This window comes from Streptomyces sp. NPDC026659 (assembly GCF_040638245.1).
Lineage (GTDB): Bacteria > Actinomycetota > Actinomycetes > Streptomycetales > Streptomycetaceae > Streptomyces.
Window position 1 is genome coordinate 304,144 of record NZ_JBEZXY010000010.1, and the last position, 16,821, is coordinate 320,964.

Sequence of the window (16,821 nt, forward strand, 5' to 3'; positions counted from 1 at the left end):
GGTCGGCGGGCGGGTGACGCGGCGGCCGGGGTCAGGCAGCGAGTTCGCCGGCCTGGAGCTGCCAGAGGGATGCGTAGAGTCCGTGCTGGGCGAGGAGTTCGTCGTGGGTGCCTTGCTCGGCCACGACTCCGCCCTTGTCCATGACGTAGATCCGGTCGGCGTGGCGGACCGTCGAGAGCCGGTGGGCGATGATCACCATGGTCCGGTCGGCGGCGAAGACACGGAGCGTGCGCTGGATGGCGGCCTCGGTCTCGTTGTCCACGGCGGAGGTGGCTTCGTCGAGGATCACGACGGGCGGGTTCTTGAGGATCGCCCGCGCCAGCGCGATCCGTTGCCGCTGGCCGCCCGAGAGGGCGGCGCCGCGTTCGCCGATCACCGTGTCGTAGCCGTCCGGCAGCGCCGCCACGAAGCTGTGCGCCTCGGCCATCATGGCCGCTTCGACCACGGCCTCGTCCGGGGCGCCGAAGCTGCCGTAGCGGATGTTGTCGGCGATGGTGCCGTCGAACAGGAAGGGGTCCTGGGCCACGAACCCGATCGCGTGGCGCAGATCGCGCCGCGGCAGGTCGCGCACGTCCCGCCCGTCGAGCCGCACACTGCCGAACTCCGTGTCCTGGAACCGCATCAGCAGCTTCGCGATGGTCGTCTTGCCGGAGCCGGTGGGGCCGACGAGGGCGGTGACCTGCCCGGCGCGTACGGTCAGCGAGAGGTTCTCCAGCGTCGACGGCCGTTCGGGATAGGCGAAGGTCACGTTGTCGAGCCGGATCTCCCCGCGCACCCGGTCGGCGTCGAGCGGTTCGCCGGTGCCGTCCGCCTCGGCGGGCAGCTCGTGCAGCCGCTGGACCCGGTCGTAGGCGGTGACCGTGCGCTGGTACTGGTCGATGATGCCGCCGAGCCGGTTCATCCGCAGCAGCACCATCTGGGGGAGCCCGATCAGCGGGCTGAACACCTCGAACGGCAGGCTGCCGTTGAGCACCGACCGGCCGCCGATCAGCAGGGTTCCGGCCATCGAACTGGTCGTGCAGACCCGGACGATCTCGGCGTGGCGGATGGTGCTCCGGTCGGTCTGCCGGTCGCTCTCCCGCGTCCGGGCGCTCAGCCGGTCGATGCGTTCGGCCTCGTAGTCCTCGGCGCAGAAGCTCTTGACGGTGGCGCCGGCCTCCAGCGTGTTCACCAACTGGCTGTGCAGCCTGGCGCGGTCCTCGCCGGAGACGGCGTAGTCGGCCGCGACCTTGTCCTGGTAATGGAACGACAGCCAGGCGATGACCGGGATGGGCAGGAACGCGATCCAGGCGATCTGCGGTGCCAGCAGCAGGAACAGGGGGACCAGGAGGACCAGACTGGTGCCCAGCTGCAGCAGGTCGCTGGCCGAAGTGGCGAAGAAGGTGCCCAACTGGCGCACGTCCTCGGTGAGCGCACCGGCGATGCGGCTGGTCCGCTCGCCCTCCAGGTGCCGCAGTTCGAGGTGCTGCACATGGGCGTACGTCCGGTTGCGCCAGTCGTGCTCGATGTCCTGGCCGAGCCCGCGCCACTGGAGGTTCGAGGAGTACGACAGGCCCGCCACGGCGGCACAGGCGAGCGCCATCAGCCCCGCCAGGCCCCAGAGTTGGGCGGACGCGGTCGTCAGCCCGACGCGGACGAGCGGTGCGGCCTCACCCTTGATGAGGACCAGCGCGGTCCAGCCGAGGAAGGTGCCGAGCGCCATCTCCGAGACCTGGCAGGCGACCGAGAGCGCGGAGGCGCGGTAGAGGCGCCGACGGTGTGGTCCGACGATCTCCAGCAGGGGATGTCGTCCGGTTTCGGCTCCCGGCAGGTCCTGGGTCGCGTCGACCGTTCTGCGCCATGCCTTGCGGATGACGGCCGCGGTCGCCGCCGTCACCCCGGCCAGCGCCACCAGCTGCCTGCTCAGGGACGACCCGCGGATCAGGGCGACGCCTGCCGCCACCCCGCCCGCGACGGTGAGCACGGGGCCCACGACACCGTGATCCGCGTGCGGGGCGGATGCGGCGGCGGTCCGAGCGGGGGCTGGGCGCCCTGCTCCGGCCGTGCGCTCCACGACCAGGGCGACGGCTCCGCGGACGAACCGGGCGACGTCCGCGGTCTTCACCCGCGCGTCGTGCCGGACGAGAACCCCGCCGGTGACCGGGCTGGCCTGTGCCTCGGTGATTCCCGGAAGGCGGCGCAGAGTCGCGGCGAGAATTTCGGCGGTCCGAGGGCGGCCGAGAACCAGCTTTACGTGCCAGCGCTGGCGGCCCGGAATAACCGAACGCGGATGCACGTCCACATTCACGGAGCTGTTTCCGGCTGCGGCGCCCAGCAGAGATGGCATGTTTACGAACACCTTAGTGGAGGTCGCAAAAACCGTGACGAATTCGACGGATTAACGCGACAGCTGAATTTCAGGGTAAAGCGATGTGGCCGGTGTATTCGCGGCCGACCGCCACCGGGTGAATTCCTCCGGGCCCGAGTGGCGGCCCGGCCGCCCGGAGGGTGTCGTCACTGCGTCTTTCCGGCACCGGCGGTCGGGCGGATCTTCGGGGCCCTTGACTCTCCGTCGGCCCGGGCGGCAGCCCCTTCCCTCGCGTCCCTGGGGGTGCCGCCCGCGGCGGCGTCCCGGCCGCCGGCCGATCGGGCCTCGCCGTCACCTGCGGCGATCTGCGCCGCCACCATTTCGGCGGCCACCTCGGCCGCGAGGTCATGGATGTTCTCCCCGGCCTCGGCGGTCACCTTCTTCACCTCGAGGGCGAGGCCGACGGATGTCTTGACGATGCCGCGCATCAACGGCTTGAAGAGCCGCTTGGCCAGAGGCGCGGCGATGAGACCGATCAGAAAGGGCGGTACTACGGGAGGCATGATGCTCCATCCTCGGTACGCGTAAGAAATGACGCGAATGACAGGAAGCCCGGGCGCTGCGAAAGCCGAGACAGCGCACAGGTGGGCGGATGGAAGCATCCATTTCCGGAATTCGTGGTTACTCGGACGGGTCGAATTCCTCGTCGATGGCGTCCAACATCCGCTCTGCCATCACCGTAGTGGAGTCATGACCGCCAAAGCCAAATGATCCGGGTCGGTTCACTCATGTGAGTGCCTCTTGATCTTCCGGGGCGACAATTGCTGCGGTGTGCTCCCCGTGCGACACATGGTGGGCTTATTTTCCGACCGGAATGTAGGGCCGCTGGATGTCCTCCGGGTGGGCCGTGTGCAGCACGGCCTCCTCGTGGGCGATGGTGCCCGCCGCGACGAGGGCGTTGAGGCCGGCTTCCATGGTCTGCATGCCGTCACGGTGGCCGGTGGAGATCATGTTGCGGAGCTGTCGGGTCTTGCCCTCGCGGATCAGGTTGCGGATCGCCGACGTGCCCACCAGCACCTCGAAGGCGGCCACCCGGCCCCCGCCGGTCCGGGGGACGAGCGTCTGGTTGAGGATGCCGACCAGGGTGTGCGCCAACTGCAGCCGGATCTGAGGCTGTTGCTCGGCCGGGAACACGTCGACGATGCGGTCCAGCGTCTGCGACGTGTCGTTGGTGTGCAGGGTGGCGAACACCAGGTGCCCGGTCTCGGCGATGGTCAGGGCCGCGGAGATGCTCTCCGGGTCGCGCATCTCGCCGAGGAGCAGGACGTCGGGGTCCTCGCGCAGGGCCGAGCGCAGTGCGGTGGGGAACGAGTCGGTGTCGGTGCCGACCTCGCGCTGGCTGACCGCCGAGCGCTTGTGCCGGTGCAGGTACTCGATCGGGTCCTCGATGGTGAGGATGTGCACCGACCGGTGCGTGTTGACGTGGTCGAGGAGCGCCGCCAGGCTGGTCGACTTCCCCGACCCGGTCGGCCCGGTGACCAGTACGAACCCGCGCGGCAGGCCCGCCCACCCGATGACGACCGGGGGAAGCCCCAGTTGCTCGGACGACGGCACGTCGAACGGGATGATCCGCAGTGCCAGCGCCGACGCGCCGCGCTGCACGAAGGCGTTCCCGCGCAACCTGGCCTTCTCCCCCCAGCTGAACGCGAAATCGACCTGCTTCTCCCGACGGAACCGTTCCGTCAGTTCCCTGCCCAGCACTCCGGTCACCAGACGGTCGGCCTCCGGCTCGGTCAGCGCGGCCCCCTCGACCGGTCGCAGGGCGCCGTCGACGCGGAGGAACGGCGCCGATCCGGCGGTGAGCAGCAGGTCGCTGCCGCCCCGCTCCCACAGCTCACCGAGCAGGTGGTCGATGATCGCGGAACTCGGCCCGGACATGGTGGCCTCCAAGTGCTTGCTCATGGCAGGACCGTCCACTGCTTGACGGTGGCGGCGTGGCCGTCGAAGGACACGGCGGCCTGGACGAGCGGGCCGGACAGCAGGTCGATCCGGGCGCCGCCGAGGTGCTCGGTCGCGCCACCGCTCCCGGCGGTGACGGTGTAGGCCACGGTCAGCCCGGCCAGCTGGGAGGCCGTGGTCAGGCCGCAGGCTGCCAGGTCGACCTGGTCGGTCACCGGGCCGCTGGAGCCGGGATGGACCGGCACGTCCAGTGCGTTGTCGGCACCGGTACACGTGCTGCCGGTGAAGTCCACCGACATCCTCACCGACTCCACGTCGCCCTCGTCGTGGTGCGTCACCCGCAGGACGACGTGGTCGAGCGGTCCGGTCACGGCCGGTGCCGACCGGTCGTAGCCGCCGAGCGTGAGGGACGCCCGGCCACCGCCGGGGACGGTGGCGTCCGTGACGTCGACTGGCGCGCCGGGAGCCGGAGTCGTGAACCCGGTGATCGCGGTGACCGACACCGGTTTCGCGATCACGGCCGGATAGGTCGTGAACAGCACCGGCTCCGGTGGGATGCCGATCACCGGGCGGAGATACGTGGTGGCCGGGCTGATGCCGAGCCCGATGGTCCGGGCGATGATGCCCCGGGTGACGACCTGTGCGCCGACCTGGCTCATCGACAGGTCGACGGCGGCGGTCGGTACGTAGACGGTGCCGTTGACGACCAGGCGGCTGTGCTCGGTGGCCGTGTCGGCGTCGTCGGTCGACTTCAGCACCGCGCAACCGCTGCCCGTGGTGAGGCAGCCGGACAGGGCCCTGATGGACGGGGCCCGGAACACGATGTCGAGCTCGACGCCGTCGAGTCGGTCGGCGGCGCCGGTACTGCCCGTGCCCAGCCTCGCCGTGTAGTCGACAGCGAGCTCGGACAACTGGGCGTCCGTCCTGACCCCGCAGTCGCCGAGGTCGATCACGTCGACACCGAGCGCCCCTTCATGGGCGGTCAGGGCATGGTTCGCGTCGCAGGCGGTACCGGTGCCGGAGACGGTCAGCGCGGTCGTGGGCGGCTCCGTGGGCGAGGGCGGTGCCGGACTGGTGGTGTCGTCCTGGTGCGACACGCGCAGTACGACCTTGTCGATCACCGCCCCCGCCGGCAGGGGCGGCATCGCGAAGGTGTCGAGCCGGATCGACGCCGACGGGGTGGCCGTGGCGAGTGTCGCGGTCGAGGTGGTGGTGTCGATCGCCTGCGCGTTCTCCGGGTCGAGGAAAGCCGAGGCGGTGGGCGTCGCGGTGCTGGTCGCCTTGGTGGGCCGTACCGGGAGCGGGGGCCGGTAGTCCAGTTCCAGGGTGACGCCGTCGAGCTGATCGGTGGCGGTGGTGCTGCCGGTGCCGAGGGTGGCGGTGTAGGTCACGACCAGGCCGGTCAGCTGGGCGGGGTCGGTCAGCCCGCAGAGGGCGACCAGATCCAGGGTGTCGGTGGCCAGGGCGTTCTGATGCGTGGCGAGTTTCTGCGAGGTGGTGCAGGAGCGGGGCAGGTCGGGCCCGGTCAGGGTGACCGCGACCGTCGGCGGTGGTCCTCCGCCCGCCCCGGGATCGTCGCGGTGCGCGACGTGCAGCAGGGCCCCGTCCAGGACCGAGCCGGGCGCCACCGCAGGGGTGTCGTAACCGCCGAGGTCGATGGTGGCGGTCGGCGTCGTGACCGGGTCAAGGGTGGCGCGGGCCGTGTCGGCGCCGTCGATCGCCCTGGCATTGGCCACGGGGGTGAACGTCGTCGACTCCGCGCTCGTCGCCGGCCGGGGCGGCGGCGGGTCGTAGACGACTTCGAGCCATATGCCGTCCAGGGAATCGGCGCCCACGGTGCCGCCCGCGTTCAGCCCGGCGGCGTAGGTCGCGGTCAGGCCGGTGAGCTGTGCGGGGTCGGTGATGCCGCATGCCGTCAGGTCGACGCGGTCGTCGCCCAGGTCGGCCCGCGCCGTGAGCGGCAGATCGGTACAACTGCCACCGCCGCCCGCGGGAGTGACGTCGATTCTGGGCGCCGCCGCGTCGCCGGTCTCCCGGTGGGCCACCCGCAGCACGGCGGAGTCGATGGTCGACCCCGGCTGCAAGGGCGGCAGGCCGAACCCGGCCAGGGTGATCGACGCGGACGGGGCCGCCGTGGTCAGAACGGCACCGGCCACCAAGGGTGTCGGCTGTTCACCGATCTCCAGGGCGTTGTCGGGATCGGTGCCGGCAGCGGTGAACCCGGCCGACGCGGTCACGGCCGTCGGCTTGAACGTGGTCGGCGTGCGGTAGGCGACCTCCAGCCAGATGCCGTCCAGGCGTTCCGTGGCGGTGGTGCCGTCGGTGTCCAGGGTGGCGGCGTAGGTCACCGTCAGGCCGGTGAACCGGGCCGGGTCGGTGAGCCCGCACGCGCCCAGCAGGTCGATCGGGGCATCTGCGGCGAGCGCCGTGTGCCGGGGCAGGTTGTCCGTGCGGCAGGTGTCCGCGCCGACGGCGGTGGTGACCTTCACCGCGCCGGGGGCGGTCAGGTCGCCGTCGTCCTCGTGCCTCACCCGCAGCGTCGCGCCGGTGATGACCGAACCGGCCGGTATCTGCGGGGTGAAGCCGGCGAGCTGTATCGAGGCCGACCGACGGTTCGTCGGGTCGAGGACGGCGTCGGCCGTGCAGCCCACGGTGTCCGTCGGCTGCGCACACCCGGGCAGGGTCGGCCGTTCGCCACTGGTCAGGGCGTGGCCCGGGTTGGCGAAGCCGGTGTTCGTGACCACCGCTGTCGGCTTCAGGGTGTGGGACGGCTTCGGCGGCTGGACCCCGTACACCGCCACCTGCTGCGCGTCCGGGGACACCGGGGCGCACAGTTCGGCGTGTCCACGGTCGACCTGGAACCGGCTGCCGCCGCCCATCATGACCTCGACGCCTTCGGGCGCCGTTCTGTCGCAACCGCCCGGGTCGGGCACGGTCGGGCGGGTAACGGCCCCGGGGTCCCAGCCTGCCCGCGTGCCGCCGACCACGCTGACCGTGGGGTCGTCGACCGTCCAGACCGCGCTGCCACCGGTGAAGGTGAAGTCGAAGTAGTAGAGCCCCGGTTGGAGCCATACGACGACGCCGGGGCAGTCGCCACCGGTGAGACGGGTGAGGGCGCGGGCGTCGTCGTAGTAACCGGGCCGCAACCGCACCAGCCAGGAACCGTCGTCGGGACACGCGGGCACCGTCCGCCGGACCGGGACGGCCGTGGCGGGCGGGGTGTAGTCCGGGTCGCCACCCACGGCCTCGTCGGCGGGAGAGGGCGGGGTGTCGTTGGCGCAGCCGCGCACGTACGGCGCCTGGGTCGGAGGCAGTTGGGCCTGTGACACGGCACTGGAGCAGTCGCCGACGGCGGACACGTCGCCGGACACCACCATCGAGGCACCGGCGCCGGTGGTGATGTCCGAGTGGGAGAACACGCTGCCCTGCACGCGCAGGCCGCGCGTGGTCACATCGATGCCGTCGTCCGCCGCCTTGCCCAGGCTGCGCAGCGCGTCCTGCGGCTGGGTCGCGCGCGCGGTTACGGGGGACGCGTTGAGGGGGTCGCAGTGGACGGTCATCTGCCTGCCGTTGATCGGCGGGGCGGTGTAGTCGGCACACGGGTTGCCCTGCGAGAAGTTCTTGATCGCGAGCTGCGTGGCACCGTCCGCGCTGTAGCTCCGTTTGCCCTGGTCGACGTACACGTTCGCGGCCTTCAGCCCCGCGCCGGCGAAGGACAGGACCGACACAGTGACCAGGCTGAAGACGACGACGAACGCCAGCGCGAGGATCAGCGTCGCGCCCTGTTCGTCGCGCGGGCGGCGTGGACTCGGGCGGCGCGGATGCAGGCGCCACGGATTCGGGCGCCCGGTCATGGCGAGCCCGATCGTCGGACGGCGGTGAGGTCCGTCGGGGGCGCGGCGGGGTCGCTCCGCACGGTCAGCGTCACCTCCGTGGGCGGGGTGCACGAGGTCTCGGCACCGCAGCTCAGCGTCACCGGACGGGTCGGTGCGGCGTTGTCGAACCGGCCCAGCAACGTGGTGACGACGCGTCCGTCCGCGCACTTCACGCGCTTGAGGGCGCCGGTCGGCCGGTCGTAGGTGTAGACGACGTCGGTGCCGGGCCGGCTCAGATGGACGATCACGTCGGCGACGCCGCACGCGGGGTCGGTCGTGACGTCGTCCGCGCTCTGCACGTCGCCGTAGAAGTAGCGGTTGAGCGTGCCGACCGCGCTGGTGGCGGCCACCCGCTTCTCGGTGCCCGCGGTGAACTGCAGCCCGAGGATGATCGCCTTGGGCAGCATTACCCCGATGATGCCCATGATGACGATCGTGACCAGCAGCTCGGTCAGGGTGAACCCCGACTCCGAGCGCCCGGGCGGCCGTTGCGTGGTCACGACAGCATCGACTCCCGCTTGACCACCTGGAGCGTCGCGTCCCTCACGGGGCGCGGGCCGGTCGAGTGCACGGTGAGCGTCACCATCTGCACTCCGGTGTCGGCCGCCGGGCAGGGCCTGCCGAAGGCGCCCACCCCGTCCCAGTACGCGACCTCGACGGTCACGGTGTACCCGGCCGGCGGCGTCGGAGTCTCGTAACCACTCGCACAGGACACGTACGGATCGCTGACGACCTTCTCGGCGGCGCTGCGGATGACCGAGTCGGCGGTGGTCACCTTCGCCTGCGTGACCGAGCTGATGATCGCGGTGCCGATGCCCCCGAGGATGGTCACGAAGGCGACGCCCATGAGTACCACGGCGACGAGAACCTCGATCAGGGTCTCGCCCTCCTCGCCGCGACCGCGCCGCGGGCGGCGTGCCAGGCCGGTCGTCGGATGTTGTGCCAGGCCGGTCATTGGACGTTGACCTGGTTGTAGACGCCGTAGATCGCCGAGACGAGGGCGACGGCCACGAACCCCACGACCACCCCGACCATGATCACGACTGTCGGCTCGAACAGGCTGGTCAGCCGCTTGAGTTTGTGCTGCAGCTCCTTCTCGTAGAAATCCGACACGTTCTCCAGCTGGTCGTCGAGGGTTCCGGTCTCTTCCCCCACGCGCATCATCTGCGTGACCGCCCCGGGGAACAGCTTCGTGCGGGCGATCGGCCCGGAGATGCCGCCGCCTTCGAGCATTTCCGTCCGGGCCGTCGCGATAGACCGCTCGTACACCAGGTTGTTGGCGCCCGAGGCGGCCAGGTCGAGGGCCTCCGGGATGGGCACGCCGGTCTTGATCATCGAGGTCAGGATGCGGCAGAACCGTTCGATGACCATGAAGCGGACCACGTCGCCGACCACCGGCATCGCCAGCAGGAAGCGGTCGCGCAGTACCCGCCACCGCTCGGTCCGCAGACCGGCGATCAACGCCACGACGACCGCGAGGAGCACGCCGAGGATGACCGGATACCAGGCCGTGACGAAGTCGGTGAAGCCGAGCAGGATCCGGGTGGGCAGCGGGAGTTGCGCGTGGAAGGACGCGAAGAACTGCTTGAAGCGGGGCAGTACGAAGATGACGAGGACGAGGACGACGGCGACGGCCAGCCCCATGACCAGGCTCGGATAGGTCAGGGCGGAACGGATACTGCGCCGCCCTTCGACGTCACGCTCGATGTAGCGGCCCAACTGGGCCATCACCAGGTCGAGTTCACCGGTCGCCTCGGCCGAGCGGAGAACGGAGATGTAGAACGGCGGAAGTGCCCTGGTGTGGGCGGCCATCGCGACGGCGAAGCTCTCGCCGAACCGCAGCGAGTCCATGACGTCGACGAGCACCTTGCCGAGCTTCTTGTCCTTGGTCTCGGCGCGGATGATCTCCAGGGCGTCCAGGATGGGCACTCCGGCCTTGATGAAGGCGGCCATCTGGCGGGAGAAGTTGCTCAGTTCGACCAGGTCGACCTTCTCCGCGGTGAGTTCGAGCTGCAGCAGGTTGCGGCCCGTGGCCTTGACCGACCGCACGTCGTAGCCCTGCCGGGTCAGGCTGTCGGTCACGCCGTCGACACTGGAGCCCGTGAGCACGCCGGTGGCCCGCTGCCCGTCCGGGCCGACCGCGACGTACTTGAAGGTGGCCATGCCGATGCCCTCCTGGTCTCCGGTGTCAGGGGTTCGCGTCGTCGGTGTTCGGGTACGGCGGCAGGCGAGCCGGGCACCAGGGGCGCCTCGTCCCCCTAGACCACGTACACGCTGGACATGATCTCGGCGATGGTCGTGACTCCCTCCTCCACCAGCCGGACGCCTCCGTCCAGGAGGGTGTCCATGTGCTGCTCGCGGGCGGCCTTGCGCAGGCTGTCGATCGGCGCCTTCTCGACGAGCAGCCGCTTGACCGCGTCGCTCATCACGAGCAGCTCGAAGACGCCGATCCGCTCCTGGTAGCCGGTCCGGGAGCAGAAGTTGCAGCCCCGGCCCTGCCAGAACCCGGTGTCGGTCGACCCGCCCGCCTTGGCGAAGAAGGCCAGTTCGTCCACGCCCGGCTGGTAGGGCTCGCGGCACTGGTCGCAGATCCGCCGCACCAGCCGCTGGCTGACCACCCCGGCGACCGTGGAGGTGATCAGGAACGGCTCGATGCCCATGTCGGTGAACCGGTGCAGCGCGGAGCAGGCGTCGGCGGCGTGGATGGACGACAGGACGAAGTGGCCGGTGAGCGCGGACTCGACCGCGATCCGTGCCGTCTCGGCGTCCCGGATCTCGCCGACCAGGATCACGTCGGGGTCCTGCCGGAGGATCGAGCGCAGCCCGGTCGCGAACGTGATGCCTGCCTGGTCGTTGATCTGGATCTGGTTGACCGACGGGAACACGTACTCCACCGGGTCCTCGATGGTGGTGATGTTCCGCTCGCTCTGGTTCAGCTCACCGAGCGTGGCGTACAAGGTAGTTGTCTTGCCGCTGCCGGTCGGTCCGCCGCAGGCGACCATGCCGTACGGGGAGCGCAGCAGGGACGAGAACCGTTCGTAGGTCGCGGCGGGCATGCCCAGCTCGGCCAGCCGGAACAGGGTGCGGTTGCTGTCGAGCAGCCGCAGCACCGCCTTCTCGCCCCAGATGGTGGGGCTGGTCGCGACCCGGATGTCGACAGACCTGCCGTCTATCTCCGTGGATAACTGCCCGTCCTGCGGGCGCCGTCGGTCGACGATGTTCATGTTGGCCATGATCTTGATCCGGCTGACCAGGGACGGGCCCATGCTCTCCGGCAGGCTCAGTACGTCGTGCAGCGCGCCGTCGATGCGGTACCGGACCCGGACCCGGTCGGCGTGCGGCTCGATGTGGATGTCCGAGGCCCGGTCGCGCAGGCCCTGGGTCAGCATGAGGTTGACCAGGTGCACGACCGGCGCGTCCTCGCTCACCACCCTGGCCCCGGAGTCGGCGTTGCGGCCGGTCTCGGCCGCCTCGAAGGCCTCGACCAGGCTGCCGACGCCCGCCAGCGCCCGGTAGGTGCTGTCGATCGAGCGCCGGATGTCCGACGGAGCCGCGATCGCCAGCCGCACCCGGTCCGGCGCGACGGCCCGGCCGACCTCGTCCAGCACGCGCGGGTCACCCGGGTCGCCCGCCGCGATCAGCAGCGTGCCCTCGGTCCGCCGTACCGCGACGACGCCCAGCGAGCGGGCCAGCGCCTCCGGCACCCGGGCGGCCGCCTCGGGATCGGGTTCGCTCTGACGCAAGTCGGCGACCGGGACACCGAGTTGAACCGACAGCGCCTCGACCAGCGACCGCTCGTCGACCATGCCGAGTTCGACCAGCAGCACGCCGAGCCGCTTGCCCGACGCCGACTGCTGCAGGAGTGCCTCGTCCACCTGCGCCGGGGTCAACAGCCCGCGCTGGACCAGCAGTTCCCCGATGCGCGGCCGGTTCTGCCCGGCGGGCGACGACTGCGCCGCGTCGGACGCCGCGTCCCGGACCGGTTCGCCTGTCGGGACCGGTTCGGCCGCCAGAACCGGAGACGGCGCCGGGCCCTGTGCTCCCTCGGACAGGGTGCCGTCCTCGCCCGCAGGGCTTGTCGTCGCCGCGCGGCGCCGGAGAAGCCGGCGATTCGCCAAGGAACCCCACCCCTTTTCGCGCATCCGCAGTGCAGTCAACTGCTGATTAGTCAGCTGCATACTACAGGACGTCACCATGCTGTCATCCGCGTCGACTTCGCGGCAATCGCCGGAGTCACCTCTTGTAAGTCCATCACTCACTACGTAGTCTATCGCTGAATAGTCAAACGGTTACTATCGCTCGATTTCGCTCGCACCGGTCGCCGTGGATGGAGAAGGATGTTCACCTACCCGCAAAGCAAGCTGCGTCAGCGAACGCGTGGACTGAACGAGACGGCGGACGCCGGCTTCACGCTCATCGAGCTTCTCGTGGTCATCGTGATCCTCGGCATCCTGTCCGCCATCGTGGTCTTTTCCGTCCGCGGCATCAACGACAAGGGCCAGGGCTCGGCCTGCAAGACAGACAAGTCCACGATCGAGACGGCGGAAGAGGCGCTCTTCGCCACCACCAACCAGTACGGGGACATGAAAGCCCTGACGGACGGTGGTTTCCTGTCCACCGCTTCCAACTGGCACGATGTCACTCTGACCGGCAACACATACACCGTCACGCCGAAGGCCACAGGGCCCTGCGCCTGATACGGGAAGCGGGGATCCGGCCATGCCACCCGCACTCGTCGTGATCATCGGTCTGCTGGGGCTCGCGGTGGGCTCGTTCCTCAACGTCGCCGTCTCCCGGGTGCCGGCCGGCCGCTCGGTCGTACGGCCCCGCTCCGCCTGCCCGCGATGCGGCACGCCGATCGCCGCCCGGGACAACATCCCCGTCGTGTCCTGGCTCCTGCTGGGCCGGCGCTGCCGCGCCTGCCGGGTTCCCATCCCCGTGCGCTACCCGCTCCTCGAAGCGCTCACCGCGATCCTGTTCCTCGCCGAGGCACTGCGCTTCGGCCGGTCGGAGACGCTGCCGGCCGCACTGGTATTCACCGCGGGACTACTGGCCCTGGCCGCCTGCGACGCCGAACAGTTCCTGCTCCCTCGGCGGCTGGTCTACCCGACGCTCGGGCTCACCGCCGCCTGTCTGCTCGCGGCCGCGGCGGCCACCGGCCAGTGGCATCGGCTCGGCGTGACCGCGGCATGCGGAGTGGGCGCGTTCGCCGTCTTCTTCGCCCTGCACTGGGTGCGGCCGGCCTGGCTCGGATTCGGCGACGTACGCCTGGCCGGCCTGCTCGGCACCGGCCTTGGCTGGCTCGGCCCGTGGTATCTCGTCTTCGCGCTGCTGGCCGGCAGCGTCGCCGGGTTGCTGGTGGGCATCGCGCTCATGGCGACGGGGCGAGCGACCCGCAGTACCCGCCTCCCCTTCGGCCTGTTTCTCGCCGCCGGCGCCATCGCCGCCGTCCTGGTCGGAGCACCTGTCGTCCACTGGTACGAGAGCCTGAGCGACCCCTACGCGACGGGTGCGCCGCTCACCACGGTCCACCACCGGCCGTGACCACCCGGGCCGGACGCCGGTCGCGGGGCCTGGGATCCGGTCCCGGTTTCAGCCCTTTTTGACTCCAGGACCGGGCGACATCGCGAACCATCACCGGCGAGCCCTACCCTAGTTACCATGGAACAACCTGATCTGCCACTGGCCGAGTGGATCGTACTCGCACTCGTGGCCGAACGACCCAGCCACGGCTTCGCCATCGCGGCCCTCACGGCGGAGGGCACGGAAATCGGTGAGTTCTGGTACGTCTCGCGACCCATGGTCTACCGGTCGATCACGCGGCTGGTCGAGCGCGGACTGATCACGCCGGTCGGCGCCGAGGAGAGCGATCGCGGACCGCAGCGCATGATCTATGCCGCCACCCGCCAGGCGAAGACGGCCGTCAACCGGTGGCTCAGCGAACCCGTGGCCCACCTGCGCGACGTCCGCGCCGACCTCACGAGCAAGCTCCTGCTGCTCCAGCGTCGCGACACCAGCCCGGCTCGCCTGATCGAGCGTCAACGGGTCGTGATCGACGAGATCGAGAAGTCGCTGCGCGCCAAGGAGCAGGCCGGCAACCACCTCACCAGCGCGATCTACGCCTGGCGGCTGGAGCACGTCCGCGCCGCGCGCCGGCTCCTCGACGCCGTCGACGCCGACTCGACGCGGAGAGCCGTCAAAGCCGGCTGACGTCACGCTCGCGGTCGTCATCGCCCGGGCATCCACGTCACCGCGGCGCACGTGCGGGCACGGCGGTCGCATCATCGCAACCGCCGTGCCCGCCACGCACGTCACCGTCTCATAGGCAGCCGCCCCAAACGGCTCGTCGGCTAAGGCACCTCGACGACGGTCTCGCAGGAGCCGCCGTTCGCGATCGAGTCCGTACCCGAGAGCGTCGCACCGCCGTTCGCGTCGCCGGCGCAGACGTCCGTGCCGTTGCCGCCGGCGAGGATGTCGCTTCCGGCGCCGCCGACCACGGTGTCGTTGCCGGAGCCACCGGAGAGCGCGTCGTCGCCGGCCCCGCCCTTGACGACGTCGTTGCCGTCACCGCCGGTGATGGCGTCGGTGGCGTCACCGCCGTCGATGTAGTCGGCACCGCCGCCGGCCGCCACGGCGTCGTTGCCACCGAACGTGCAGATCGTGTCGTTGCCGCCGTTCCCGGTGACACCGTCGTTCCCGTTGCCGGTCACGATCACGTCGGCGCCGCTCGTGCCGTACACGATCCCGTTGCCGGTGATCGTGGCGGCGAGACCGTGACAGCCGGCCGAGACGCTGATCGACACGGTCGCGACGTTCGAGTCGTCCGTGCCGTCGCTCGCCCTGTACGTGAAGCTGTCGTTTCCGACGTACGCGCTGTCGGGCTGGTAGCTGAACGAGCCGTCCGGGTCGAGCGTGAGGGTGCCGTGCGTCGGCCCGGTCACGACCGACGCCGTCAGCGTGTTGCCGTCGGCGTCCGTGTCGTTGCCGAGGAGACCGGAAGCGCCCACGACGAGCGGGGTGTCCGCCCCGACGTGGCTGTACGACTCGTTCGTGGCCGTCGGCGCCCGGTTCGTCGTGTTGAGCAGTACCGACGCGTCGTTGGTGAACGTCGCCGAGCTGTTGCCGTTGGCCGTGACGACATCGGGACGCCCGTCGCCGTCGAGGTCGGCCACCGCTGTGGCCTGCGGGTTGTCGCCGCCGTTCAGCCCGAAGGCGAGCGGGCTGCCGAACGCACCGGTGCCGTCGCCCTCGAGTACCACGACCTCGTCCGAATCGGCGCTGGAGACGACCAGGTCGACGTGGCCGTCGCCATTCAGGTCGGACACCGACGCGGAGCTGAGGTTCGCCCCCGCCGACAGGACGCTCGCGGCGTTGAACCCGCCCGCGCCGTCGCCGAGCAGGACAGCGACCTGCCCCTGCGAGCCGGGTGCCACGACGACGGCGTCCGGCTTGCCGTCCTCGTTGACGTCGGCGAGCTTGAGCTTGGACGGCAGTGTCATACCGGCCGAGACGCTCGACGCCGCGCCGAAGCCCCCGTGTCCGTCGCCCGGCAGCACGGAGAGCGTGCCGGTCGACAAGTTCGCCGTGACGAGATCCAGATGGCCGTCGCCGCTCAGATCGGCGGCCGCGATGCCCTGCGGGTTGGTACCGCCGCCCAGTCCGAACTGCGTTGCCGCGCCGAATGTGCCGTCGCCGTCTCCGAGCACCACCGAGACGTTGTTCGTGTTCGCGTTGGACGTCACGAGATCCGGCTTGCCGTCCTCGTCGAAGTCGCCCACGGCGACGTCGGTCGGGAAGCGCGCGACACACGGGTTGTCGCTCGTGGTGTCGCACCCGGACGTCGGGTTGAGTTGCACCGCCGCTCCGGCGCCGAGAGCACCGGAACCGTCGCCGAGCCAGACCAGAGCGACTTTGCCGCGCGAGTCCTGGCTGACGACGTCTTTGTGGCCGTCACCGTTGACGTCGCGGATCACTGCCGAGCCGAGGAAGACGCTCGACGCGGTGCGCGGTGCCGCGTACTTCGTCACACCGCCGAAGCCGCCGCCGCCCGAGCCGAGGAACACGCCGAGGCCCTCGGCGCGGATCGCCGTCACGAGGTCCGGCTTTCCGTCCTCGTCGAGATCGCCGATCGCGACGGCGTAGCTGCCGCGGCCGTTGTCGTCGAGGTTCACCGCGGTACCGAAGCCGGTCGTGTCGGCGACGGCAGCCGAGGCCGGACTGCCGGCCATCACGACGGTCGCCAACGCGAAGACGATCGTCGGAACTCGGCGTGACCGACCGTGCGTGACCGCAACCGAGCGGCCGTCCGGCGTGAGGTGCCGACGTAGTGATCTGCTCATAGGTGAGGCCCCCCCTCAGGGCCTGATGAACAAGAGTTGGTGACGCACTTCGGCAGCACGTCCGCCGATCGGCGAAGTGCTGTGCCGGTCGTTACCGATCCGGCCGGCAGAAGATGAACGGGAGTCGCCGCCGCCGCGGGACGCGCACTTCGGCGTTCCTGCCGCCGATCGGCAGGGGGACCGCCGACGAGAACCGGCGAGCCGGGACCGTCGGCGGGCGATGTTCCTGCCTGGCCGACGGTCCGTTGCGCCAGTGCTCCGGATCGCCTAGGGCCTGTCTTTCGGATCAGCCCGAGTCGCGGGGGCTGGCACGCACATCTGCGGCGTTGTCGTCGGTCGCCGACGCTCCGCGTCGACTCCC

General features: G+C 70.5%; 12 protein-coding genes. 3 read left to right on the plus strand and 9 right to left on the minus strand.

Going from position 1 to position 16,821, the window contains the following annotated elements; all coding sequences use genetic code 11:
* Positions 1 to 31: 31 nt before the first annotated feature.
* The 8 genes from AB0E91_RS25280 to AB0E91_RS25315 all read right to left on the minus strand — a co-directional run bounded on the left by AB0E91_RS25280 (position 32) and on the right by AB0E91_RS25315 (position 12,239).
* Positions 32 to 2,326: an ATP-binding cassette domain-containing protein gene (locus AB0E91_RS25280; protein ID WP_361786176.1), complete on the minus strand. Its 2,295-nt coding sequence runs from the start codon at positions 2,324 to 2,326 to the stop codon at positions 32 to 34.
* A 167-nt stretch (positions 2,327 to 2,493) separates the two neighbouring features.
* Positions 2,494 to 2,850, minus strand: coding sequence for a DUF5132 domain-containing protein (locus tag AB0E91_RS25285; protein ID WP_361786179.1), 357 nt, complete (start codon positions 2,848 to 2,850; stop codon positions 2,494 to 2,496).
* Positions 2,851 to 3,145: 295 nt separating this feature from the next.
* On the minus strand, positions 3,146 to 4,249 hold the full coding sequence (locus AB0E91_RS25290; RefSeq protein ID WP_361786182.1) for a type IV pilus twitching motility protein PilT: 1,104 nt from the start codon (positions 4,247 to 4,249) through the stop codon (positions 3,146 to 3,148).
* On the minus strand, positions 4,246 to 8,100 hold the full coding sequence (locus AB0E91_RS25295; protein ID WP_361786185.1) for a hypothetical protein: 3,855 nt from the start codon (positions 8,098 to 8,100) through the stop codon (positions 4,246 to 4,248). Before AB0E91_RS25295 ends, AB0E91_RS25290 begins: the two co-directional genes overlap by 4 nt.
* Positions 8,097 to 8,621, minus strand: coding sequence for a prepilin-type N-terminal cleavage/methylation domain-containing protein (locus AB0E91_RS25300; protein ID WP_361786188.1), 525 nt, complete (start codon positions 8,619 to 8,621; stop codon positions 8,097 to 8,099). Before AB0E91_RS25300 ends, AB0E91_RS25295 begins: the two co-directional genes overlap by 4 nt.
* A complete protein-coding gene (locus AB0E91_RS25305; protein WP_361786191.1) occupies positions 8,618 to 9,076 on the minus strand; it encodes a type II secretion system protein in 459 nt (152 codons plus the stop codon). The genes AB0E91_RS25300 and AB0E91_RS25305 overlap by 4 nt, the downstream gene beginning before the upstream one ends.
* Positions 9,073 to 10,284, minus strand: coding sequence for a type II secretion system F family protein (locus AB0E91_RS25310; RefSeq protein WP_361786194.1), 1,212 nt, complete (start codon positions 10,282 to 10,284; stop codon positions 9,073 to 9,075). The genes AB0E91_RS25305 and AB0E91_RS25310 overlap by 4 nt, the downstream gene beginning before the upstream one ends.
* 95 nt (positions 10,285 to 10,379) lie before the next feature.
* On the minus strand, positions 10,380 to 12,239 hold the full coding sequence (locus AB0E91_RS25315; RefSeq protein WP_361786197.1) for a GspE/PulE family protein: 1,860 nt from the start codon (positions 12,237 to 12,239) through the stop codon (positions 10,380 to 10,382).
* A 219-nt stretch (positions 12,240 to 12,458) separates the two neighbouring features.
* Here AB0E91_RS25315 and AB0E91_RS25320 point away from each other — a divergent pair, with 219 nt between their 5' ends.
* The 3 genes from AB0E91_RS25320 to AB0E91_RS25330 all read left to right on the plus strand — a co-directional run bounded on the left by AB0E91_RS25320 (position 12,459) and on the right by AB0E91_RS25330 (position 14,331).
* The gene (locus AB0E91_RS25320) at positions 12,459 to 12,818 is read left to right on the plus strand and encodes a prepilin-type N-terminal cleavage/methylation domain-containing protein (protein WP_361786200.1); all 360 of its coding nucleotides are present in this window, start codon (positions 12,459 to 12,461) and stop codon (positions 12,816 to 12,818) included.
* 22 nt (positions 12,819 to 12,840) lie between these two features.
* Positions 12,841 to 13,665 carry a prepilin peptidase gene (locus AB0E91_RS25325; protein WP_361786203.1) on the plus strand — a complete coding sequence of 275 codons (825 nt, stop codon included), beginning with the start codon at positions 12,841 to 12,843 and terminating at the stop codon, positions 13,663 to 13,665.
* A 117-nt stretch (positions 13,666 to 13,782) separates the two neighbouring features.
* Positions 13,783 to 14,331 carry a PadR family transcriptional regulator gene (locus AB0E91_RS25330; protein ID WP_361786206.1) on the plus strand — a complete coding sequence of 183 codons (549 nt, stop codon included), beginning with the start codon at positions 13,783 to 13,785 and terminating at the stop codon, positions 14,329 to 14,331.
* A gap of 140 nt (positions 14,332 to 14,471) precedes the next feature.
* Here the strand turns inward: AB0E91_RS25330 and AB0E91_RS25335 are convergent, their stop codons facing one another.
* Complete coding sequence (locus tag AB0E91_RS25335; RefSeq protein WP_361786209.1) at positions 14,472 to 16,364, minus strand: FG-GAP-like repeat-containing protein; 1,893 nt, start codon at positions 16,362 to 16,364, stop codon at positions 14,472 to 14,474.
* Positions 16,365 to 16,821 lie beyond the last annotated feature (457 nt).

Excerpts from the sequence above, each read along its gene's own strand:
- AB0E91_RS25290 (WP_361786182.1), bottom strand. The coding sequence starts at position 4,249 with ATGAGCAAGCACTTGGAGGCCACCATGTCCGGGCCGAGTTCCGCGATC.
- AB0E91_RS25305 (WP_361786191.1), bottom strand. The coding sequence starts at position 9,076 with ATGACCGGCCTGGCACAACATCCGACGACCGGCCTGGCACGCCGCCCG.
- AB0E91_RS25310 (WP_361786194.1), bottom strand. The coding sequence starts at position 10,284 with ATGGCCACCTTCAAGTACGTCGCGGTCGGCCCGGACGGGCAGCGGGCC.
- AB0E91_RS25280 (WP_361786176.1), bottom strand. The coding sequence starts at position 2,326 with ATGCCATCTCTGCTGGGCGCCGCAGCCGGAAACAGCTCCGTGAATGTG.
- AB0E91_RS25285 (WP_361786179.1), bottom strand. The coding sequence starts at position 2,850 with ATGCCTCCCGTAGTACCGCCCTTTCTGATCGGTCTCATCGCCGCGCCT.
- AB0E91_RS25320 (WP_361786200.1), top strand. The coding sequence starts at position 12,459 with ATGTTCACCTACCCGCAAAGCAAGCTGCGTCAGCGAACGCGTGGACTG.
- AB0E91_RS25330 (WP_361786206.1), top strand. The coding sequence starts at position 13,783 with ATGGAACAACCTGATCTGCCACTGGCCGAGTGGATCGTACTCGCACTC.
- AB0E91_RS25295 (WP_361786185.1), bottom strand. The coding sequence starts at position 8,100 with ATGACCGGGCGCCCGAATCCGTGGCGCCTGCATCCGCGCCGCCCGAGT.
- AB0E91_RS25325 (WP_361786203.1), top strand. The coding sequence starts at position 12,841 with ATGCCACCCGCACTCGTCGTGATCATCGGTCTGCTGGGGCTCGCGGTG.